This is a genomic window from Mucilaginibacter sp. 3215 (genome assembly GCF_050433785.1).
Lineage (GTDB): Bacteria > Bacteroidota > Bacteroidia > Sphingobacteriales > Sphingobacteriaceae > Mucilaginibacter.
In genome coordinates, this window is record NZ_JBNPWO010000003.1 from 494583 (window position 1) to 517184 (window position 22602).

20 protein-coding genes are annotated in these 22602 nt (G+C 44.1%); 2 read left to right on the forward strand and 18 right to left on the reverse strand.

Translation table 11 applies throughout. The features are described 5' to 3' along the window. Nucleotides 1–6: 6 nt before the first annotated feature. The 18 genes from ABIC84_RS08365 to ABIC84_RS08450 form a co-directional block, all read right to left on the reverse strand. The gene (locus ABIC84_RS08365; RefSeq protein WP_429263293.1) at nucleotides 7–999 is read right to left on the reverse strand and encodes a pectinesterase family protein; all 993 of its coding nucleotides are present in this window, start codon (nucleotides 997–999) and stop codon (nucleotides 7–9) included. Next, nucleotides 999–2654, reverse strand: a complete 1656-nt coding sequence (locus ABIC84_RS08370) for a glycoside hydrolase family 28 protein (protein ID WP_429263294.1) — start codon at nucleotides 2652–2654, stop codon at nucleotides 999–1001. The genes ABIC84_RS08365 and ABIC84_RS08370 overlap by 1 nt, the downstream gene beginning before the upstream one ends. A gap of 230 nt (nucleotides 2655–2884) precedes the next feature. Further along, nucleotides 2885–3661, reverse strand: coding sequence for a PoNe immunity protein domain-containing protein (locus ABIC84_RS08375; RefSeq protein WP_429263295.1), 777 nt, complete (start codon nucleotides 3659–3661; stop codon nucleotides 2885–2887). 18 nt (nucleotides 3662–3679) lie between these two features. After that, nucleotides 3680–5050 carry a PAAR-like protein gene (locus ABIC84_RS08380; RefSeq protein WP_429263296.1) on the reverse strand — a complete coding sequence of 457 codons (1371 nt, stop codon included), beginning with the start codon at nucleotides 5048–5050 and terminating at the stop codon, nucleotides 3680–3682. A 36-nt stretch (nucleotides 5051–5086) separates the two neighbouring features. After that, nucleotides 5087–5962: a hypothetical protein gene (locus tag ABIC84_RS08385; RefSeq protein ID WP_429263297.1), complete on the reverse strand. Its 876-nt coding sequence runs from the start codon at nucleotides 5960–5962 to the stop codon at nucleotides 5087–5089. A gap of 2 nt (nucleotides 5963–5964) precedes the next feature. Continuing rightward, the gene (locus ABIC84_RS08390; RefSeq protein WP_429263298.1) at nucleotides 5965–7836 is read right to left on the reverse strand and encodes a type VI secretion system Vgr family protein; all 1872 of its coding nucleotides are present in this window, start codon (nucleotides 7834–7836) and stop codon (nucleotides 5965–5967) included. A gap of 19 nt (nucleotides 7837–7855) precedes the next feature. Then, entirely contained in the window at nucleotides 7856–8467 is a 612-nt protein-coding gene (locus ABIC84_RS08395) for a hypothetical protein (RefSeq protein WP_429263299.1), read from the reverse strand. A gap of 3 nt (nucleotides 8468–8470) precedes the next feature. Next, the gene (locus ABIC84_RS08400; RefSeq protein ID WP_429263300.1) at nucleotides 8471–9370 is read right to left on the reverse strand and encodes a hypothetical protein; all 900 of its coding nucleotides are present in this window, start codon (nucleotides 9368–9370) and stop codon (nucleotides 8471–8473) included. A 112-nt stretch (nucleotides 9371–9482) separates the two neighbouring features. Beyond that, nucleotides 9483–9875: a type VI secretion system tube protein TssD gene (gene tssD, locus ABIC84_RS08405; protein ID WP_090531686.1), complete on the reverse strand. Its 393-nt coding sequence runs from the start codon at nucleotides 9873–9875 to the stop codon at nucleotides 9483–9485. Nucleotides 9876–9949: 74 nt separating this feature from the next. After that, entirely contained in the window at nucleotides 9950–10348 is a 399-nt protein-coding gene (tssD, locus tag ABIC84_RS08410; RefSeq protein WP_090531688.1) for a type VI secretion system tube protein TssD, read from the reverse strand. A 107-nt stretch (nucleotides 10349–10455) separates the two neighbouring features. Next, nucleotides 10456–11028, reverse strand: coding sequence for an NAD(P)H-dependent oxidoreductase (locus ABIC84_RS08415; protein WP_090531690.1), 573 nt, complete (start codon nucleotides 11026–11028; stop codon nucleotides 10456–10458). Between the two features lie 224 nt (nucleotides 11029–11252). Continuing rightward, nucleotides 11253–12635 (reverse strand): DUF5458 family protein, encoded by a 1383-nt coding sequence (locus tag ABIC84_RS08420; protein ID WP_090531692.1) that lies wholly within the window; start codon nucleotides 12633–12635, stop codon nucleotides 11253–11255. A 32-nt stretch (nucleotides 12636–12667) separates the two neighbouring features. Then, the gene (locus ABIC84_RS08425; RefSeq protein WP_188832938.1) at nucleotides 12668–13108 is read right to left on the reverse strand and encodes a type VI secretion system contractile sheath small subunit; all 441 of its coding nucleotides are present in this window, start codon (nucleotides 13106–13108) and stop codon (nucleotides 12668–12670) included. Nucleotides 13109–13203: 95 nt separating this feature from the next. Next, the gene (locus ABIC84_RS08430; protein ID WP_429263301.1) at nucleotides 13204–15681 is read right to left on the reverse strand and encodes an ATP-dependent Clp protease ATP-binding subunit; all 2478 of its coding nucleotides are present in this window, start codon (nucleotides 15679–15681) and stop codon (nucleotides 13204–13206) included. Nucleotides 15682–15684: 3 nt separating this feature from the next. Then, complete coding sequence (tssR, locus tag ABIC84_RS08435; RefSeq protein WP_429263302.1) at nucleotides 15685–18048, reverse strand: type VI secretion system protein TssR domain-containing protein; 2364 nt, start codon at nucleotides 18046–18048, stop codon at nucleotides 15685–15687. A gap of 31 nt (nucleotides 18049–18079) precedes the next feature. Next, complete coding sequence (locus ABIC84_RS08440; protein ID WP_429263303.1) at nucleotides 18080–19042, reverse strand: PKD domain-containing protein; 963 nt, start codon at nucleotides 19040–19042, stop codon at nucleotides 18080–18082. A 37-nt stretch (nucleotides 19043–19079) separates the two neighbouring features. Further along, the gene (locus ABIC84_RS08445; protein ID WP_429263304.1) at nucleotides 19080–19568 is read right to left on the reverse strand and encodes a type VI secretion system transmembrane protein TssO; all 489 of its coding nucleotides are present in this window, start codon (nucleotides 19566–19568) and stop codon (nucleotides 19080–19082) included. A gap of 8 nt (nucleotides 19569–19576) precedes the next feature. Further along, nucleotides 19577–20095 (reverse strand): type VI secretion system TssO, encoded by a 519-nt coding sequence (locus ABIC84_RS08450; protein WP_091172388.1) that lies wholly within the window; start codon nucleotides 20093–20095, stop codon nucleotides 19577–19579. Nucleotides 20096–20314: 219 nt separating this feature from the next. Between ABIC84_RS08450 and ABIC84_RS08455 the strand changes: the two genes are divergently transcribed. Continuing rightward, the gene (locus tag ABIC84_RS08455; RefSeq protein ID WP_091172390.1) at nucleotides 20315–20749 is read left to right on the forward strand and encodes a GPW/gp25 family protein; all 435 of its coding nucleotides are present in this window, start codon (nucleotides 20315–20317) and stop codon (nucleotides 20747–20749) included. A gap of 4 nt (nucleotides 20750–20753) precedes the next feature. Beyond that, on the forward strand, nucleotides 20754–22601 hold the full coding sequence (locus ABIC84_RS08460) for a type VI secretion system baseplate subunit TssF (protein WP_426581222.1): 1848 nt from the start codon (nucleotides 20754–20756) through the stop codon (nucleotides 22599–22601). Nucleotide 22602: the final 1 nt, after the last annotated feature.

The window sequence follows — 22602 nt, forward strand, 5'->3', positions numbered from 1 at the left end:
TACAGCTCATTTTATTGACATTACATCCCAGTTATCATTCCCGGCAAGAATATTATTCAATGTATATTTTTTCATTTCGGCCTCAGTTAATTGGTGCGACCATGGCGCACGTTTGCTGATATTGGTGCCGCTGCTTTTATATTCGGCAAAAAAGGCTGTCTTTTCATTTTCCGGGTTACGCCAGTTATCCCAGCCCTGGGCGCAAATGTAGCTTCCCATTGTTGTATTGATAAAAACAGATCTGGCGTATGGCCGCCAGGGCCTGCCCAGGTAAACCTTTGTTACAGAGGTATCAGCTGCTTCAAGCCGGCAGTTTAAAAACACAAAACCAAATCGCTGTCGCGGTGTAGTTGCGGGAGCTGTAATAAAAGAGTTTCGGAGACTTTTGATCACACAGTTTTGGAAAACCGCAGTGGCTTCGCCGAAAATAAAATCGGTTGTACCTTCCATATAACAGTCTTTATAAAACTGGCGGCGGTTTTCGGTACCGGCATAAAGCGTATCCTGGTTGCCAAGCAGCCGGCAATTGATTATGGCACACCTGTCGCCCTCAACATGTAAAGCCACGGCCTGTCCTACGGGGCCTGCGGCATTTGCTATGGTTAAATTCCTGGCGATGAAATCATTTCCCTGCACCAAAACAGTGTAGGAAGTATAGGTTGTAAACTCGGCTTTTCCGAAGGCATCCCTACCCTGCGGGTTTGCTTTGCCCGAGAAATCGCTGTTGGTTATAATGGTGTTATCTTGGCCATCGCCTATCAGTTCGATATTACATTTCCAGGAGGGGATTACCAGTTTTTCGTGGTATACTCCGGCTTTTATGTAAATGCTAACCCTTTGCTGCGACAGGTCACGCACAGCATTTACAGCCTGTTGAATGGTTTTGAAATCGCCACTACCATCCCGTGCTACGGTAAAACGCTTCGGATATACAACCGCCTGCGCCAGCAATAGTGCCGGAGCAAAAACAATCCATATCAATAGCGCCGCTCTCTTCATTAATTTGAACCGGTTATTGCATTTTTGCCTGCCCCTGAAGCAAACTCAACTTTGTTCTTAGCCTTGGCGGCATCCGTATTCAGCAATTTTATTTGCCGCGATTTTTTTCCGCTGACCTTAAACAACAACTCTGTATTGCCATAGGTAATATGATCAAACGCAAGGTTGCTGCTATTTTGAATATTGATGAGTGGGTTGGTTTCTTTACTTTCGAGGTGGATATTTTTCAGAAAGATGTTCTGTGCTTCTATCACATCTGCTCCTTTAACAGTTTTGAAAGTACTGTTTTCTATATGGATGTCCTTAATCCCCATCTCGGGTAGTCCCCGAATCATAAGCGCTTTTTCAGCACCGTTGCATACTACATTATCTACATAAAACTTTCGGAACGAAGGTGTAGCTTCGGTTACCGGCACAACAACCTGGTCATTTATATCATCTGCTTCGCCGGGCGATTTACCTCCGTAGTACATATCAAAAAGAATAGCCTCATGAAGAATATCCTTCATGGCAATATCCTTGATAAAAATATTTTCTACCACGCCTCCCCTGCCGCGGGTGGTTTTAAAACGCAGGCCAATGTCAGTACCAATAAACGTACAGTTAGACACGAAAATATTACGCGCCCCGCCCGACATTTCACTGCCTATCACAAAACCGCCATGGGCACGGTAAACCACGTTATTCCGTACAATTACATTTTCAGTGGGCTTACCGCGTTTGCGGCCTTCTTCATCCCGGCCAGATTTGATGCAGATGCCATCATCGCCGGCGTCAAAAGTGCTGCCTTCAATTAACACATTCCGACATGATTCTACGTCGATTCCGTCACCGTTCTGGGCATTCCAGGGATTCCTGACCCTTGCGTTCTGTACGGTAAGATCTTCACATAGTAAAGTATGGATATCCCATGCGGGCGAATTTTGAAGTGTAACGCCCTGCAGCAATACTTTTTTACAATTGGTAAGCACCAGCATATTAGGCCTGAAAAAATCTTTATAGAGCTCGTTATCAGCAATTGTTTTACCGTTACCTATCACTCCTGCTCCGGGTGTTTTTAACCCCTTAACGTAACTTTCAGAAGGATACCATGATTTGCCGTTTTCACTCACCACCCCACCCGAGGCTACTAATTTTTTCCATTCGGCTTCGGTAAGCCTTTCTTTACTGATAGCCCGCCAAACATCGCCGTGACCATCAATGATCCCTTCGCCGGTAATAGCGATATTGGTAAGGTTGGTACCCGATATCGGCGATTCATTGCGCACAGCGGCATGGCCTTCATAGTTACCTTCAACCAGTTTATACTGAGTTTTATCATCGGTAAACTGCAACAGCGCCGCCCTGCTTACGTGCAGGTTTACATTACTCTTCATCACCAGCGGCCCGGTTAGCCACAAGCCTTGCGGAATAAGCACTACCCCGCCCCCTTTGGCGCTACAGGCGCTTATCGCTTTATTGATACTTGTTGTATTTAACGTAATGCCATCCGCTTTGGCGCCGTATTTTAAAATGTTGATGGTATCCTTTTTAAATTCAGGTTTATTTACCCGCGGCAAATGTTGCCAGGAATACTGCTGACCCTGTACCCGCGATGTGACGCAACCCGCCAAAAGCAAAACCGCTATCCCTATCCTTGTTTTTACTACCGACATGTTTTTATTTTAAAACAGCTTTTATCGCCCTATAATTGGTGAAGGAACATTAAATCCTAAACAAGATTAAAGGCTGACGGCAATAAAAAAAAGGATTTGCCCAACAAAAACCGCGCAAACGTTCCCAGAAACGTTTGCGTAAGTTTTAGCGGCTAAAAAGAGAGACCGGATTTCGTCAGTTAAACTCAAAGCAACTCCGGTTTATGGTGATTTTATTTGATACCGCGCAATTACGAAGCCGACCAGTGCACCATATCATAAGGATAATTCGGATGATTAGCGTAACCGCTATCATCAAGTCCCAATATCTTAGTTACCGCACCGGCCTCCCAGCTCCAGTAGCCTTTATATGAGCCTTCTTTTTTGTGGTTTTCATACCATGAATCGTCTTTATGCAACCTGTACCATTTGTCGAGATAAAGTTTCATTTCGCGCTCCGCATCGGCTTTAGGCATTTTTGTTAAATCATAAATATCTCTGTAAGCTTCGGTAATAAGCGTATCCGGCTGCGGGCCGCTCCCCGGCTTTTTGGTGTTGATGATATACCATAGTAAAGCATCCGGTGTCCAGATTGGGTAACTGGAACCACTATCCGACTGGCGAATATAATTAATAACGGGCTCGTATACCTCGTCGGGTACATCAAGTAGGCTGCCTAAGGCTACCATATCAATCATATCAGCATAGAACGCGTCGGCATCCCAACCTTCTCCGTAGTATCCGGCAGCTGTTATATATTCATTATAACACAGGCTGATATCATTCCCGGCAGAATAGTTTAAATAAACCAGGTCAAGATGTTCCATAGCAAGCACCCAGTTGTTTATCGGGCGAAACTTTTCCTGCTGCTTCAGGGTGACATTTTGTTCCTGGTACATTTTTATTATCGACTGCTTCTTATCAAACATTTTTTTAAAGAAAGCAGCGTCTTTATATTCTGCTCTTAACTGCGTTTCGGGTGTTGCCGTGGTTCCACCTCCGCCAAATAATTTATCAAAAAAACCCATTTTATAAACTGTTTAAATTTATGAGAACCATCCTGCAATTGATTTACCAATGCCGCTTCCGGCCAGGCCTCCGATAACCCCGCCAACAATACCGCCCACCACCGTACCAACCCCGGGGCATATAGCGGTACCTATCATTGCACCTATTTCGGCACCTGCTATACCGCCGGCAAGGCCACCGGCAGCACCGCCCACCGCTTCTTTTGTTTTTTTGCCAAAACCGCCCTCTTCTTCATACGCCGAATAGATACTTACTGCATCAAGGGCGATACCAACAACTATAAGCCCCCGGCCGGCAACTTTGCCCGCCACACTTAAAGCCGGAGAACGTGCAATTGCCTGGCTTGCCTTAAACAGGCCGTCATTTGCGCCAGTGGCAATTCTGCTATTACGTACCGCCTGTGAAAAATTAGATTCGGACAAGGCTGTAAGAGGTTTTGAATTGAGCATGGACGACCTGACACCATTCATAAAATTGCCCGCCCTGCTGGTTTTTATCTCCAAAGCCTCACTTTGCCCGCGGGTAGCTTTAAAGCCGTTGGAGTTTATAGTTTCTGACTGCATGGATCCGTCGGGCTTAACCCTGATCACCTCGCGGTTCAGGCTGCCATCTGTATTTGCCAGTCTAACCCCTGCTTCGTCTGCCGGGTTTATCGCCCCGTTATTGTCGATGTGATTTCGCGTCCATCGCTCACTTAACTCGCGGCCGGTTGTCGTATTTTGTATTGATGCTGTATTGTATTTACCGTCTGTAATTTTATACCCATTATCTTTGGCATAAGCCCCGTCAATGCCCGAAGCCGTAGGTTTATCAATATCAATTACAGGATGCTCGCTTCTTACGTCGCGAAAACCTTCCTGCCGATGATAAACGTTGTCCTTCATCTCCCCGTAATTACCGTGCCTGCGGTAATCACTTTCGCTGTTGCTCCGTACCAGGCTTATCTTGCCGTTTTCAACATCATAAATGGTACCGCGCTGCAATATATCAAGGGTGTTGGTGTACGAACCATAGTTGAACGTTCCGGCACCGGCACCCGTAACAAGCGCCCCGGCTGTGCTCATACCGCTTGGCGCATTAAAGTCAACACTTATTTTGCCGCCTTGTTTGCACAACAGGTTCGCATCTTCAAATAATAATTTGTAGCCGTTAACCTTAACACCTTTATTGGTCTTGTCCCAGTAAATAGGATCAAATTTGCAGCTGCCACCCGTTACCGAACACCTGCCCATAGGCAAAATATTTTCACCCGGCACCATGTCGGCCTCGCTGGCCAGGAACTCACCATAAATTTTCGTGTTGTTATGATGCGTTACCTTTAACCGCACAGGAGCCGACCCTTTATCGCATTTAAGGCAGCTATTGTTTGGAATATATTTTTTTGACATCGGATATTACTTTTTGTGAGTACTAAACCTTCAGCCTTATACATGCAGTATACTGTTGCTCAGCTCGTTCTTATCAACGCGTTCCTTCGGAAGCTGATGCTGTTCAATCCGCCTGCATTGATGTGCCGTTACAACGGTATAAAATGAAGGCACATGTAATTGCAAAAACAAATCGGCCTCCTGCAGTATGTTGTTTTCAAATTTGTAAATCTCTTCCATCTCGGTCTGCAGGTCAACCTTCAGGTTATAAGTGTTTGTAAGGTCTTTTAGCATCCTCACTAACACAGGTCTTTCAAACCTTTCTTCGTCAACCTCGGCTTCGTTAGTTATGGTTACGGTGTTACCATGTTGTTGGGTAAAACTGTAGATGACGAGCGGCAAGTCAATTGTGCCGAAAAAACCTTTCAGTATCAGGGAAGAGCTTTCATTGGCTTGCCATTCCCTGTAAAACGGTTGAAAAAAGCACCGGTAATGGCTGTACCCCATAAATGATTGCAGAAAGCGTTTAGGATCCTGCAGCAATTTGTCTGTTTCAGACAGCATTACATCGATACCATCTTGCTGACGATATTTTTTGGCGATTTTTGACCGGAAGCCCTGCTGCCAGCAATTAGCGATACTATTAAAATTATTGATGCCGATAAATTTCCCTTCCAGATCTGTTATGATCTGTACCGGCGACTGGAACCATTCCATATCTGCTGCCCATTCATGGATCAGCGCCGAACCATCCATATTTTGATCAAGCAGGGTATACTCATAAACCCGTTGCTTATCGTCATGGCTAATGAGTTTTATTTCAATCCACCTGTCTTGCACAAACTCAAGTACTTTTGTGCCAATTATGGTACGGTTGGATGAGCTAAGCTGGTACCATGAACTTTGAGCTGTATTTACCGGTAATATATTCATGATCATGATTGGTTAATTTCGACATCGCCTGCTATAATATGCGCCAGACTGCCGCCGTTGAGATGCATTTTGTCGGTCGAGCTGATCTCGGCCGATTTGCTGCTTGATGAAAGTTTGCCGGCCGCAGCATCAAAAGTGATGTCTTTGGCCGATGCGGAGAGTTTGATGCTTTCGGTTTCGCTGGTAAAGGCAATATCTTTTTTCGCATTTGTAGTAATACCTTCATCCTGCGCCGCTACCGCTATCGATTTTTTGGCTGTAACATTGATAACACCGTCACCCCCGCCTTCTTTGGCCGGCGATGATGTTATGTTAATGCTATTGCCCGCATTAATGTTAATATCTTTTGATACCAGCGTTAAGGTGTTTGGCGCATAAATGGTTACCGTACCGTCGCCATTAAGGGTTACCACGTTACCGCTGGGATCTTTAACGTTAATGCTGCCATTGCTATCGTCCAGTATCACGGTGTTGCCGCTTCGGGTAGTAAGCGCTTTGGTTTTATTGGTTTGACTGCCGCCTGTACCTGTTTTACCGCTAAACATGCTGCCAATAATAACCGGGCGGGCAATATTACCCTCCTCAAATGCTACCAGCACCTGGTCGCCAACTTCGGGGATAAAAACAAACCCGCGGTTCTTGCTTACTTTATCCGAGCTGCCTGCATCAGGCGAAACTACCCTAAGCCACTCGGTAACATCATTCGCGGTACATTGCCATTTAAATTTTACTTTAACGCGGCCATGTCCATCCGGGTCGGCGTTGTCGGTAACATCGGCCAGCTGCATATCCGGGTTGGGTTTTTCGGCTTCAGCAACCGGGATACGCTCCGTATCGGCAGTAACGCCTTCAAACGTATTTTGGTAATGGCCAACACCGTCGATCTGGTGATAAACAGCAGTAACCAGGAACTTGCCAAAATCCTGTAATTCAAAAGCCCCTGTACCCCTTACACTCATGCTTACATTAAGTATTTTGCCCAGGCCCACCATAGGGTTGTCACCATTGCCTACAATGGTAACCAATTCGGATATCAGCGCTTTTTGCTGGTTATTAACAAAATCATCTATTTCTTTTTTGTTATTTACCCTAACAGCCAATGGTTCATTATAAACTTTGCTGAAAACTTTGTTTGACGCGCTGATGGCATGCGAAAGATCCGGCGTGCTGCCCGAAGAGCCTTGCGGCTCTGACGAAAGCAGTTCATCCTGCTTGGGGTTGTAAGCAAACTTGTTATGCTTTAAGGGGGCTATCTGCATTGCATATTGCAGGCTGTGCAGATCACGACCGTAAATAAGAGCAACCTCCTCCAGCTTATCGGGCTTACCAAAATTCAGTTTAGCACCATCGTAATAAAACCATTCGTAATACTCGGCCGAAAGACGGTTGATAAACTCAAAATCACTTTCACGATATTGAATGATATAATCAATAGGCGAAGTATTGGTTGGTTTGATGTTGAGGTTCAGATCATTTGCCGGTGCATCCTGGGTAGCTAACTGAATAATGCTGCTCAGGCTTTTGTTAAGATACGAGCCGAGATCGGGACCCCGGTCAATCAGGATGGTCGGACTAAAGCCGCTCACCAGGATATCACCATGAAACCCATGGCTTTGCGAAAGCTCTACCTTGGTAACAATACCGCTAAATTTATTTTCGCCGCTATCAGCTGTGCCAAATTGCACGGTAATGTTTTTACCAATAAAGTCCTTTGAGTTTTCGAGCGTAACAGCGTTGTACTCTTCAACGATATCATGGTTAAACCTGAGCTGAAAAGTATGGTGCTCATTAAAACGCTGGTCAAGGTTAAAGGTAGAGAAATGGGTGATCTGGGTACCTTCAATATTGATATCTACTTTTAGTTTCTTTTCCATAATTCGGCTATAAAATCCATTAACCTTTAACAGGCCATGGGCTGTAGTAACTTATAATTTTATATTGCCCGTTAACCTTGCCAAAAACAAACCCGTACGATGTTTCCTTACCATTTTTTTGCTCATATTGTTGCTGCAACTCGTAAAGCTTACTGCCTTTATCTGTAACTTTTGCAATAACTTTATAATAATTTTCATCGGTAGCAGCGTCAATTTCCGACAGATCGTCTTCGGTACTTTTGGGTATAAGACGAAGCGCGTCAGCACTCAATATAGTAGGCTCGTACTGCGGATATTCTGCCCCGCTCACCAGTCCCTCAGCAGGGTTAACCGTAGTAGATCGTAAATCTTCGTTCGACCATTGGGGTGCTGTTTGCAGCGGGAAGTAAAACATGGCGGCCAGTTGTTTTTTGTTTTTTTGCAGGGCAGCGGCTTTAAACTGTTTCAGGCAGGCTCGGAACAACTGCTCGTCGGTAAGGGCCGACTTATGTACGGTTCGGGAGGCCGACTTAGCTATGGTTTTGACAGTATCAGCAACCGGGGCTTTAGGGTTGCCACTACAGCCCACGGCCGAACCTGCCAACCCGGTAGCAAGCAGTAATAATACCATATGTTTAACGATCCTTTTCATTGGTTAATTTCTGGGAATACTAATCAATGCCCTGTCTTCCATGCGTTTAAGGATAACTGCCGCGCCCATTTGCTGGGATACCGCTTCGGCATCAAAAACACCGTCTTTGACATATTTGCCCTTAACGTACTGGTTCGAAAAACTCCAGAGGTAAGGCGTGTGAATGCCCTTTTTGTTATAACCGAAACCATTATATCCCTCCAGCTTTTGCAAAATAAACGGCAGGCTCCAATTGGTTACCTTATCATACTTCATCAGTTTAATAGCATCAACAGCACTCTCCTCAAAAGTAAACGGAGGGCCATGACCTACCTTTGGGCGATTGGCGGGCACCTGTACCGTATAACCGGTAAGCGGATCGCCGTTGTGCAGGTGTTTTTTGAAACTGAACGAACACTCCATATAATGTACGCAGGCAATAAAATACCAGGGGATAGCTCCGCCGCCGCCAAAAAGGTTCATAAACGAAAACGGATCGTTTGGGGTAAACCTCCCGGTGTCAAAAAAATTAGCTCCCAAAAGGCCGGTTGTCATCTGCGGTTTGGTCATCATATCCAAAACACTTTCGGGTTTGGCATTAGCCGCCGTTGGGTTTAATGATAGCGGTGTGGTGTTGTAACGATCAAAAAAAGGAGTGTAGACCGATGCGAAAAGATTTTTATTTCCGGCAGCCGACGGCGCATTAGTACCAAGGCGTACCAGGTTTGAAATGCTTTCGTAACGGGGGCGGTTTACGGTTACCTTTTCATCGATGATCTTATCGACAGCAGCGATTTTTTCCTTTTTAATAACACAGGTATTAAAAAGCTGCACGTATTCCATGGGGGTTGGAACCGACGATTTTTTCACCTTTTTCTTTGTAGTGGGTAAGGCTGGGTTTATTATTCTCTTCTTTCTTTTCATAAGGTTTATAACTGAACCTAAACAAAAGCTGTAAAAAGAACACGGAGGAAAATATGTTACTATCTCCTCCGTATCTTTTTAAAAGACAGTACAAATCAATTGTACTGATATATTATTTAGGCCAGTCGTTTTCGTGCTCGGCGTTGCCTATTTTCAGCTTACGCGCCGATATCACAAAGCTTAACGACATTGGGTTGTTACCGATAATCGATATCCCCTCGTTATATTGAATGATGTAACCATCCTCAAAATTAAGCTCCTTCATTTTGGCATCTTCTTCAGATTTTTTGAAGGTAATAGTGCCGTGGATTGGTTTGTACTGACTGTTCACCATTGATTCGATAACCGAAGTATCTTCGGTTGATTCAACCTCAACCTGGATAGTACCACCATATACACCTGATGACGGACGGCCTTTTGAATCAACGTCCCTGTTTAATGAATAGCTGCATTGCAGCACATCGAATTCTTTCGATCCTAAACTAATTCTTGCTTTGAAAGCCATGATCAATAAAGTTTTAAGTAGATAAATAAATTAAGTGCCCCTTCGGCACAAACAGATAACAAAATCGGCCGGGCTTAGTTTTTACCTGGCCAATCGTTCACGTGCTCGGCGCTTCCCAGTTTCAACTTGCGGGCCGAGATCACAAACTTCAAGCTCATGGGAGTTGCGCCTGTAATGTCGATACCTTCAGAATACTTCACGATGTAGCCATCTTCAAAAGACAACTCTTTCATCTTAGCGTCTTCCTCAGATTTTTTGATCAGCAAAGTTCCGGCAATCGGTTTGTACTGGTTGTTAACCATTGATTCGATAATGGAGGTGTCTTCAGTCGACTCGATCTCGATATCGATAGTACCGCCGTAAATACCTGAGGACGGGCGTCCTTTTGAGTCTACATCGCGGTTTAATGCATAGGAGCAAGTGAGCACATCGTAGTCCTTGCCCGAAAAATTTAATCTTGCTTTGAAAGCCATAATGATAAATTTTAAGAGGTTAATAATTTAAAGTAGATGCTTTGCGCATTACTTTAATAACTACAATGTAATTAATTTATTGTTTTGAGAAAATATTAAATATTTATTTAAATAAGTTTTAACCCAAAAGAATATAATTTTTGAATCCACTTTTTACTGTACTCATTATCGAGGTTATAGAGATGCCCGATGGTACTGGTATGCACAGGCTTGATGCCGCGCTTTTCGAGGGTTAGTTTTTTTACTGCCAGATAGGTTGGCTTCATATCAACCTGCCAGTCCTGCCAGGCAGCTTCATCCAATATAGAAACCACACGTCCTGACCGGCCATTGAAATTAACCGACGAGCCGCTGATAAAAACCTGGTCGGGCATAAAAACGCGATCAAAAAAACCTTTAATTTTTGAGTTGATCGAATCTTTATAAACCGGGCAAAATATAACCACATGCGATGCCCATTTTATCGCGTTTACAGCTTGCACCAGGTCGGGTTCGGGCTCGTTATTGCTTAGCGTGAATTGCTTGTTGGGATTAAATTTAAGATCGGCGATGGCTATCTCTTTTACTACAGCTTCGGCGGCCTGGGCCCCGTCTTTATAGGCATTGATCAATGCCGCTGTTGTTGGTGTTTTATCTATATCTGCATTAATGATCAATAGCTGCCTCATCAATGCAAACATAAACCATATTTAACAATAAATAAAGTTAGGCCTTCGGTTAAATTAACCTAAAATGCACACAGCGCTGGTTTAACGGTTGAATCTCGCTTTTAAAACCCACCTCCTAACAGGAGGCACCTACGGAGCCAATATATTGTTTTGCACATATCCGATATCGCTCCAGTAGGTGCTTCCTTATTTTAAAAGGGATTCATTACCACTTCACAACGTTGTGTACCGCGATATTACTGCTGTTTATATTCGCTGTTCCACGTTGGGCTTGCATCCTCACCTTTTTGCCCGTCAAGCTTTACCACAAAGCTTTTAGCGGGAAAATATGGCGTGATATTAATATCAAGGTGAATGCGGTCCTTTTGCTGTTCATCGCGCTCAAACCTGATTATTTTAAAGCGTTCGATAAGCCTGTCGGGCCCCTGGATGTTATCCAAAAACTTCACAATTTGCGAGCGCAGGTCCTGCTCTGTTTTTGAAGTCCAGTTTTCAAAAGCTCGGCGGTTCAAAAAGTCGAATAATACTTTGGTGATATAATCAAATACCCTCACTACCGAATAGGTTTGCAAACCGATATTATCGCCGTTAAACAAAGTTTTGGCCGAGAATGCCATTACCTTGCCGTACTCATTCACCATAGGTACCAGGCCAATGCGCTCCAGGTGCGAGATCTCGCTCTTTTTAAGGTCAAAGCGTACACCATCCACCTCGTTAACCGCTCCGTGTTTTTTACCGGCGGTAACCTGCGACATCAGCGTATAATACATTTTACCCGCCAATGCTGCCGAGCCCGGGATATATAAGTCATCCTCTTCACCCGCTTCGGCAACTTTGCCGCGGCCTACCAGCCAGTTACAAGTCATGATGGTGTTTGATTTAAAGGCATCGCCGCCGGTTAAATTGGCTGATGTAAACAGGTCTATCACATCATCCGGTTGTTCAAGATCCGCAAAATCGGTCACCAGCATTACTTTATTATCATAGGCTATTTTTGACCAGCGTTCAACTACTTTGTTTGAGCCAAGGTAGCCGGGCACAACCAGGATTGAATAATTTTGACGAAGATCCAGCCTGTCATAATTTTGCTTGAGTTCATTTGCAGCATATTCAATAAAGCGCGGATTATCAAGCTCTTTCAACTGATCGATCGTGGCATTCATTAATACCACATTCTTCAGCTTATCCTGTTCGGTGTTTTTATAAAACAAATGCACTGTGCGGTAAGCCTGTTCAAGCTCGCGGGTGCTTTCCAATACATTGAGTAAATTTTTGTTCAGGTTTTCTTCAACGCTTTGCAGTTTTTCGGCGCTTTTCTGAATAGTATCGCTAACCGATTCGCCGCTTTCCAAAGCTTCTATCCATTGATTAAGCTTCAGCTTAAGTTCTTCGCGCTCCCCTTTCTTCTCATCATCAGTTAAAAAGATCTGTTTACGGGCTTTGCGTTCGGGGTTCAGGTTTTGAAGGCCATCTATAGTAGCTTCCAGCAAATCAAAACCACCAACTTTTGATAGTTTATCTAAACTGGTTGATAGAGGTGTCGCGCCGCTTCTTTCTTTTATTTTAAGAGCCTGGTCTGTTGAATTTTCATTCAGGATCTGCTCGTTTGGTGTTGCCATGATCGTGTTGTTAAATGTTTAGGATTAGCTAATTATTGGTCAAGCTCGGTTACTATATTTTTTAACGCCTCAATAAAGGCCTGTTTGGTTTCGGCGTTATCAAGGGTTGACTTCAGCGTTTTGTTGGTTTTCAGCTGCTTCATGATATTGAGGTACATCTCGCGCTGAATATTAAGTTTATGCAGGTATTTACTTTGTTGTACCAGGTTTTTGGGGGCAAAATCGCCAAGATTGTTAAAGTGCAGCGTTTCGGTAACATTTGATCCGTTTTCTCTTTCAAGCTCAACACTTACTTTTGGCTTGTAATGAGCAAAAACCTCTTCAACATTTTTAAGTCCCTCAACCTTCTCAGGTCTCAGCGGCTCATTATCAGTTAATTTTTGAATAAACAAAGTTTTATTGGGAGCTATCTCACCAAATGCTTCTGAGGAATCAACTTTTGTTTCGTTTCCCCCTATTTCGTAATTAAACATAGCTTTATTTAATAAATGATAAGTATGAAAGTGTTTATGTTATAATGCAATAACTATAAAATTGTTTTTAACAGTATGTATTTCAGTTAAATTACTTAACTAATGCTCCACAATAATTCAGTATCATCACTTTTTTTATCTATGGCGATAGTATTTCCTTTTTTCAGTTCGCCCGAAATAATATAGCGTGATATTGGCCTGCGCAATTGGTTACGGATCACCGCCGATAGCTGCCGTGCACCATATTTGGGTGTAAAACCGCTTAAAGCCAGCATATTTTTGGCTTCGGCACTTAACTGCATGTTTATGCCCATTTTTTCAAGCGCCTGTATAAGGCTTTTGAGCTGGATCTCAAAGATGCGTACTACATTTTCTTCATGTATAGGTGCAAAGGGTACAATTTCTGATAACCGCGCCAAAAACTCCGGCCTGAACTTATTGGCCATCACTTCCATCAATTGGTTTGATGTAGGCATATGCCCCCGGCTAATTTGCTCAGATACCCACTCGCTGCCAATGTTTGAGGTAAATAGCACCAGCGCGTTTGAAAAATCGCCTTGCTTGCCCAGCCTGTCGTGCATATGCCCTTCATCCAGGATCTGTAAAAAGATATCAAATACCGATGGGTGTGCCTTTTCAATTTCATCAAACAGCACAACCGAATAAGGTTGCTGCCTTATTTTGTTTACGAGCAAGCCGCCCTCTTCATACCCCACATAGCCCGGCGGCGCGCCATACAGCAATGCGGCCGAATGCTCCTCCTTAAACTCCGACATATCAAAGCGGATCATCGCTTTTTCGTCATTAAATAAAAACTCGGCTATTGATTTGGCCAGCTCCGTTTTACCGGTGCCTGTTGGGCCAAGCAAAAAGAATGAGCCGATGGGCTGCCCTTTTTTGTTCAGTCCGCTCCGCGATTCGAGTATGGCATCAGAAACGGCTTTCAACGCCTGGTCCTGCCCAACAACCCGTTTTTTCAGGAAGCCTTCCATGCCTAAAAGCCTTTCTTTCTCTTGTGCCTGGATCTTGCCTAAGGGAATGCCTGTTTTATAGGAGATAATAGCGGCAATATCATGTTTATTCACCACCTCGGTTTTATTTTGAGCCAATTCTTCAAGCCGGCTCAAATTGCGTTCAAAGTAAGCGATGTATTCATCGGGCGTTTCAAAAGTATCAACCTGGGTTTCATCTTCCAGCTGGCCTAACAACACCGCGCTTATTTTATTGCGATACAAGGTGTAAAGCCATTTGTAGGCTCCGATCAAATCGCCTGCATCATCCTGAGCTTTCAATTCGTCCAGTTCGGTGCGGAGTTCGGAAAGGGCAGTATCGGTGGTATCGTTCATTAAACGGATAGCAGCCATGGTACGGTCGAGCAGGTCGAAGGCAGAGTCGGGCAGGCGACGGTCTTTCATATACCGCTGCGCCAGTCTAACGCACTCTTCGGCAGTATTATCGTCTATCTTTAAGTTGTGGTGCTCCTCATATTGGGGCACCAGTTTTTTAAGCATTTTAATAGCTGTAGGCGTATCGGGCTCATTTACCTGCAGCACCTCAAACCGGCGGCTAAATGCCTGTTCGGGCTCAATCACTTTGCGGTATTCGTCGATGGTAGTGGCACCAATCACCGTTATTTCGCCGCGGGCAAGTTCCGGTTTCAGCAGGTTGCCAACACCGCCGCCTATCGGCCCTTTATTATCAAGCAGTGTATGGATCTCATCAATAAACAGAATAGCTTTTTCAAACTGCTTTATCTCGCGCAGGATGTTTTTTAACCGGTCTTCAATTTCTCCTTTGTAAGATGCCCCCGCGATCAATGAACCCAGATCAAGTTCAAAAAGCTGTACATTTTTAAGCGACGCCGGTACCTGTCCGTTTACAATGCTAAGCGCGAACCCGTCAACCAGGGCTGTTTTGCCAACGCCCGCGTCGCCGGTGATCATTACATTGGGCTTGGTACGCCGGCTCAGGATCTCCATCACCATCCGTGTTTCACGCTCCCGGCCTATGATGGGATCTACCTTACCCTGTTTGGCCAGGCTTGTGCGGTCTACACAGTATTTGAGTAATGCTGTTGTTTGTTTGGGTACATCGCTGCCGTTTGTGGCCTGCGCAGAGGGATTTACCGCATGGTTAACATCCTCATTACTCAAATAAATATCCAGCAACTCGCGTTCTTTTACCGGGAAAGATTTTAGCTGGTTAGCATCAAAACCCACATTGGGCTTTATTAACGCAATCAACACACAAACGGGCGTAATCAAATCCTGGCCTAATTTTATGCGCACATTATCGGCTTCTTCAAATACCTGCTTTACCTGGCTGTTACCTAACATTTCGTCGGGCACGGTTAACGCGGCCGAATAATCTTCAATGCGTACTTCGGCCCAATCGCTTATATAAGCCGTGTCCTTCCCGATGGATTGAAGCAGGTTCTTCAACCCCACTTCCTGGTGCATCAAGCCTTTTAAAAGGTGCGCCGGACCAAATTCCTTATGGTGATATTCTTTGGCTAATGACTGCGCTACCCGCACCGCCGTTTTCACCGACTCGCTTAAATTAACTATATTCATATGCTATTGCAGGTTAGCCTGGGTTATATAATAATAGGTTTTGCCGTTTGACGTAAAGTGTTGGTTGGTAATAGCAGCCTGTTTAATAACATCACTGCTATGGATCAAATAGTGGATATATGCCTCAAACTGCGCCTGCGGCATATCATCGTTGTGTTTAAGATCATTCACCTTTTTATTATAGAAATCTTTTTTGCCGGGTAAGGGCAAACTGGTAACCCGCAGAAAATAATCGGCCAGGGTCATGTCTTTAATATCACCGCCAGATAAGTTAAGTCCTAAATGCTTGGCAGCGATATCAACGTAGTTATCAACCAATTTTGAGCGGTAATCGGACGCGTCCCGCTGCAGGTTTTCGCCTATCATGAGCGACAGCAGATCTGTCAGCTGCTTATAATCCTGCTCGTTCAATATCAGCAGGTATTGCAGCTGCCCCTTGCTTTCATTTACCAGGTTCCTGGGTGCTTCGGCGCTGAGGTAATATTTGAAAGCGTTATGCGGCATATTGTTACCCAAATCGGTTGATGGCTGCCCCTGCTGCTGCATAACCAGCGGCTGTACATAACGGTTTTCGCGCCCGGTAAGCCTGAATGCGCTGTCGAGCGTATGGATCTGGTTCCGGATATCATAATCTGTTTCGCGCATCAGGCGTTCAACTGCCAAACTCATGGCCTGGTTTGATTTTACTACTCTCTTGGGCGGAAATACCACAGCGCCCTGGATCAGGCTCTTTTTGGGATAATCGAGGTAAAAGGAAACCGAATCAGACAGTGATGTATTGAATTGCTGCACGTTGGTAAGGCCTTCTCCATTCACCATGCGCTGTTTTTTATAATCGGCCAGCTTTACCGCAGATTGTGATACAATTTGTCTTGCCTGAATTACAAAATCATTGTAGATAGGGTTGTAATCGCTAAATACCTGGATAGCTAACAAGCGGGCGTTGGCGGCCGCTATCTGACTGGCCACCGTATTAACCCCTACCGAATTACGATCTAAAGCACCGGTGGCACCAATCAGGATGACCAGGTTGGTTTCGTCGGGATGATTGCCAAACAGGCTTAACCCCGTGCGGATACCGTCAAAAACAGGTTGGGAACTTATCACCGGGGCACAGTTACCTGTTACTGTTGACTGCGATTCGAGGTATTTTACCAGGTTACGATAATCGGCACTAAGCGGGGTTGACTGGATGCCCCCTGTTTGACAGCCGGACGCGTTACGGTAAACCACAGCCCCATATCTAACCTGGTTACCCCTGGCATGCGCATCAAAAATATCTTCAAATGATTGAATAGTACTGGTAATACCCGAAAAATAATTGCGCATAGGGCTGCCGCCATCAACCACAAACACAATGTTAACGTGGTGAACATTGTTGCGGATCTTGAGATAATCCTTATATGCTAAATGCCCGCCTTTGATATTGAGCACACTGTTATGGCTTTTATCATAAACATCGGTTGCGAAGCCGAGGCTAAGATTACCCGAAGCAGATGAGCTTACAGGCATGCTCAATAACAAGGGGGCATTATCGGCCAGTAAGGGGTCAAAAGCAAAATAGCCCGTACCTCCCTTGCTATTATTGGTTTTGAGGGAACTGTTGATATACTTCGCAATAGAATCATTGATCAATGGCTGGTTTTCCCTTGCCGACCCGATATATAGCCTATCGCCCCAGCTATGAACGGCGTCGGCGGCTATCCAGCCATAAACACTGCCAGCTGCATTATCGGCAATCAACTGCGGATCGGACCCTACCAATACTTTTTTTCCGTCGTCAGATTTTTTGTATACATAAACTACATTGTGCAGGGCCACTTTGGTTTTTTTCTGGCTTTGATCGGGCCCGGCAAAAATGTAAGCGGAATCAGTTTTGTCATAATAATAATCGGGCATAGTGAGCGGACCGGCACCACTTATAATGGTGATATATTTTTCGGGATAACCATTTGTGCTGGTAAAAGCCGACTGCCAGGGCAACACCTTTGAAATGCTGATCCATCCGTAACTTTGCGAGCCTTTTTTATTGGTAAGCTTTTTACCTTGTACCATGCCGGCCTGGTACTTAATTAGTTTTATAAACCCGTTTTTTTGTTCACTTACATAAAAAGGCTCCATGAAACTTATTTTTTTCATTACCAGCGTTCCGCCCGGCGAGGTATATGTATAATTTTCGGCCCTGTCCGAAAATACGATCCATGGCAGAGAAGTACGGTCGTCGGTATTGTAAATGCTGGTACGCTCATCAGGTTTTTCAAAAGCTTTGGGTAGCGTTACCACCGTTTTGCCAAGCGATACCGGCGATTGCGCCCGGGCCGCAATTACTATACAGGTTAAAAAAACGAAGCTTAATATATTTTTCATGTTGGTTGATGCAAATAGGTTTTAAAATAGATTATCTGGGCCTCTTTTCGGGAGCGGCAGTGGTTGCATGCTGCCTTACCGAAAGCATGCTTGAACAGTTTGATTTTGGCTTTAGGGTAACTTGTGCTTCGTCAACACTGATGCCACCTCCAAAAGTTAACCGCATACAGTAGGAATAAAAATCAGTCCGTTTGCTCTCGCCGTTATCTTCAAGGTTTACGGTAACTTTCTCATCTCCGCAGAAATACCTCCTAACCAGGTAATAATAATGGCGGTTAAAATCACGGCCGTTGGCTATGGCCTGCAGGTGTGCCCTGATATCATCGATTACACGGCGCTCGCTTTCACCAGGGTTTACGATCTGGTTGGCAAATGTTGAATCGGGATTGGTAATATGCATGCGGTGATAGACCGGGCGCCTGCTTTTATCCGTGCTCAGTTTGATAAAATAGGTACCGGGATTGTGAAAGGTGTAGAGTGCAGTTGGTCCTTTAACATCCACCCGGCCGGTTTCTCCAAACGACCATTCAAAAATCCGGGCGTTACCCTGCGCCTCAAGCCTTACCTGTTCATTTACAATTCCCTGTGTGGGGCCGTTAATTGTAATCAGGGTATCGACAGCTATGGTTGGGGTACTATCTTTTACGCTAACCGGGAATTGCTGCGTCAAATTGCCGTCAACTGTAAGCCGTATGATATAGTCGCCTGTTTTTTTAAAGCGGTAGCTCCCGTTTTGTTGAATTGATTTATCGCCATTGCCAAACTCCCAAAGCCAGTTTTTTGCATTGGCCGTATTATCCGAGTAAACCAGGTGCTCGTTCAGGGCTATCTCATCCTTCAGGATACGGGCGTTGATCACTCTCTTTTCAAACAATGAACTACGCAGCAGGAAAATGATACCGGCAATAACAACTACACCAGTAAAAATGTATAAAAAGGTGTAGATGTTCCGGTTAGTATCGACGGGTCTCCCGTCGTTGTAATCGTTTTTCATTTTGCTTAGGTTATATATGGTAGATGTATGATGATGCTTACCGGGCCATGCTCATGTTTTGCTGCAATTGCCGCTGTGCAATGTGGCAGTCATCAACCGATCCTTTTATGTTCCTGATATCGTTATAATTGCCCGTTAGTTCGCGCTTATCATAAAAAAGTGCCTGCAACAGTTTTGAAGCGTGGATAAAGCATTTATACCGCGCATCATATGGGCGGCGGTTGTAATATGACTTTACGGCACCTATTGAACCGCTGATATCATTCTCCAAAAAAACGGCCTGCACGTTGGGGTTAAACTTTACTATTTTATAATACGTTGTATCAACGGTTGGTAACGCTTCGGTAACAAGGCTTTCAAACTGCTCTTCTTCGTTTACTTTTTTAGCAAACTCGCTTTTTGATACTAACCCTTCGTTGCCATAATTATAAAATATAGCCACGCACAATATCACCGACGTTACTAAAAACATCCCCATGAAAAACAAGAATTTTTCTCTCCGTTCTTTTAAACTAAATTTTAACATATGGCTTATTAATGCGGATAGTGATGGTTTAACTGGTTAATAGCCGATTTATTTACCCGGCTGCACGACTCTAACTGTGAGCGAAGGCTTTCAATCTGGAAACGTGTGGTAAAAAGCGAATCTTTGATACTGGCAATGGTTTCAATATCGTTGCTGAGCTTTTTATACAACTCAAAACTTTTAAGCGGGTAAGGGTTACTTTGCAGTCGCTCACGGATATGCTGATTGCTCTCCTGGATATCATTAAGCAGTACCGTTTGGTTATTAAGCTCCTGCGAATTCATTTTTGCATACTGCGAGAGTTGCTGCATGCGCAGGAGGATCAATTCAAAGCTGTTATTGATATCGGTACGGAGCGCTATCAGCTGATCTGTTTTTTTAACGCGGGCATTTAATAATTCAAGCTCACGGCCCGAGGTTGCAAAAAAGAAGTAAACGATAATGATGGCAAAACCCAGTAATGTAATAAGGTACATCATGAATTTGCGATAAGCCCGGTTTAGGTCGCTATTGTTTACAGGTTTCATCTAATATTATAGTATCGGTTCGGTTTATTTACAGCTAAAAAAGCTGCATTTATAATATTTAGCTCATATTTATTAATTAACCAATAGTGTAATAATTATCAAAAAATCAATGCTTTATCAACTATTTGTAACCAATAAAACATATCTACAACTATTTTTGAAAATAAATGTTTATAAAAAGTTAAAATTTAACACAGACGCAATCCAATAATATCATTTATGCTAAACCCGCTTTATTCAAAACCGCTCCGCTTTAGCCATATCAATAATGGCCAGGACCTTGATAAACAAGACCTTGGTGCGTCTATATCGCAATACATCGAACTCATTATTTTTACCCGTTTTGGCGAGCACCGTTACAACCCCGAATTTGGCTGCGAGATCTGGGATATGGATTTTGAACTCATTATGAGTGAGACTATCTGGGAAGAAAAGCTGAGGCAATCGTTATTGCGCTCTATCAGCAAATTTGAAAATAGGATTTATGATATTGATATCAGCGTGAACATTACCGAGATCAACAAATTTTACCCCTTGCGCAACGTGAGCGAGATAAAAAAGAAAGTAGATATAACCATTAAAGGCAAACTGAACAAAACCGGCGAAACATATTTGTTCAAAACTGCTTTATTCCTAAGCCCGCTATCAGCATAAACCTATGAGCGATATATTTTATAACTCAAAAGAAGAGATCAGGAACCGCATGCTGAAGAACGCCACCGAGTTTTGGGGCGTTCAAAACGTAAATGATGTTGATCCGCTGGTAAAGCTTTTGATTGAAGCCCTGAGCACCGAATTGTTTAATTTAAACAACGATGTTAAAAACCTGGAGCATCGCATCCTGAACAAAATATCCAGGATCCTGGCCTCCGACTATTTAACGGCTCCCCTTCCCGCCCATGCCATATTGAAGGGTAAACCCATCGAGGCTTCAGAAATATTGAACATCGGCAATCATTTTTATTTCCGGAAACAGCTGGCAGCGGAGGTTGGCAAAACCAGCCCGGAACAACTGGACATTTATTTTACACCTGCTGGTGCTAACTCTGTATTTAATGCCGAAATAAAATACAGCTTCAACGGGGGCAGGCTGCAGGAACATATTGAAAATGGGCAGAAGAATACATTGCTAAACGTCCGCACTGGTGCTTTTGGCGAACCTAACACCCTTTGGATAGGCATTGAAACAGCAGTAGCATTGAATACTTTTAAAAATGCGGGAATTTATTTCGACTGGCCTGTTTACATCAGCAATACCGATTTTTACAGCCTGCTCCAGGTAACTAAATTTTATCTGGATGGTTCACAGCTTGATACTGAACCTGGCCTCATTTACGCTGATGAACAAGCCGACGATCAGAAACCTGTTTTTTATGATCAGCATATCATTAACCTTATAACGCGGGACATAAGGACCTATTACAACAATCATTTTATTTCGCTCACCGATGAGCGGCTAAGTAATATTACCGCCTTCAAAGCAAACTATCCGGTTGAGTTGCTGTCGTTTTTTAACGAGCAGGATCTGAAAGCGCTTAAACCCTGCTTGTGGTTCAAAATCGTATTCCCGGCGGCAATCCCGGCAAATGCCATTGATGAACTACAGTTACATTTAAACTGTTTCCCGGTAATGAGCAGGCGGCTTCACCAACAAAAATTCAGGATCAAGGAGATCAGCGATATCATCCCAATAAAACCAGGTGCTTATGATCATTTTTTATCGATCCATGAGCTGCATGACGACAATGACGTTCGGTATAACGAGATCCCGTATAGCCAGGCCGGTATTAATTATGAGGGCAGTTACTCCATCAGGAATGGCGGCGCCGAGCGTTTTGATGCACGTAACGCCAGGCAAACTATCGAATATTTGTTTGAGTTGCTTCGCGACGAAAAAGCGGCCTTTGCCGCATACGGAAGCGACTTTTTAACAACCGCCCTAAAAACACTGGAGCAAAATATCTCCGTTATCGAAAAAAAGTCCAAAAGTTCAAAAGACAATCATGAACTGGTAAATTACCTGGTACTAAAACCGGCAAACAAAGCGGCCATGTTATACCTCAGCTTTTGGACAACACTTGCCGATAATGCCAACAATATCCGCAAAGGGTCAAAGCTACAGCAGGCGGAAGCCATTAAACTTAAGCCGGATAGTTTAAGGCTTCTCACCACGACCACAGGCGGCCGAAACAGTCTTGGAGCTTCCGAGCGGATCCAGGCCTATAAATACGGCCTCACCACTAAAGACCGCATAGTTACCCTTGCCGATCTAACAAGTTTCTGCAGATATGAGCTTGGAGCAAAAATCAAAAACATCCGCGTAAGCAAAGGGGTAAGTATCTCAGCCAACCCCAAAGAAGGTTTTATTAAAACAACCGATATTTATATAACCCCGGCCAATCATGAACTTTCGGCACCGGAATGGGCCACGCTGCTTGAGCTGCTAAAATCGAAGCTGCAAAGCCGGAGCGTAATGGATGTTAATTATAGGGTGTTTACGGAGTAAT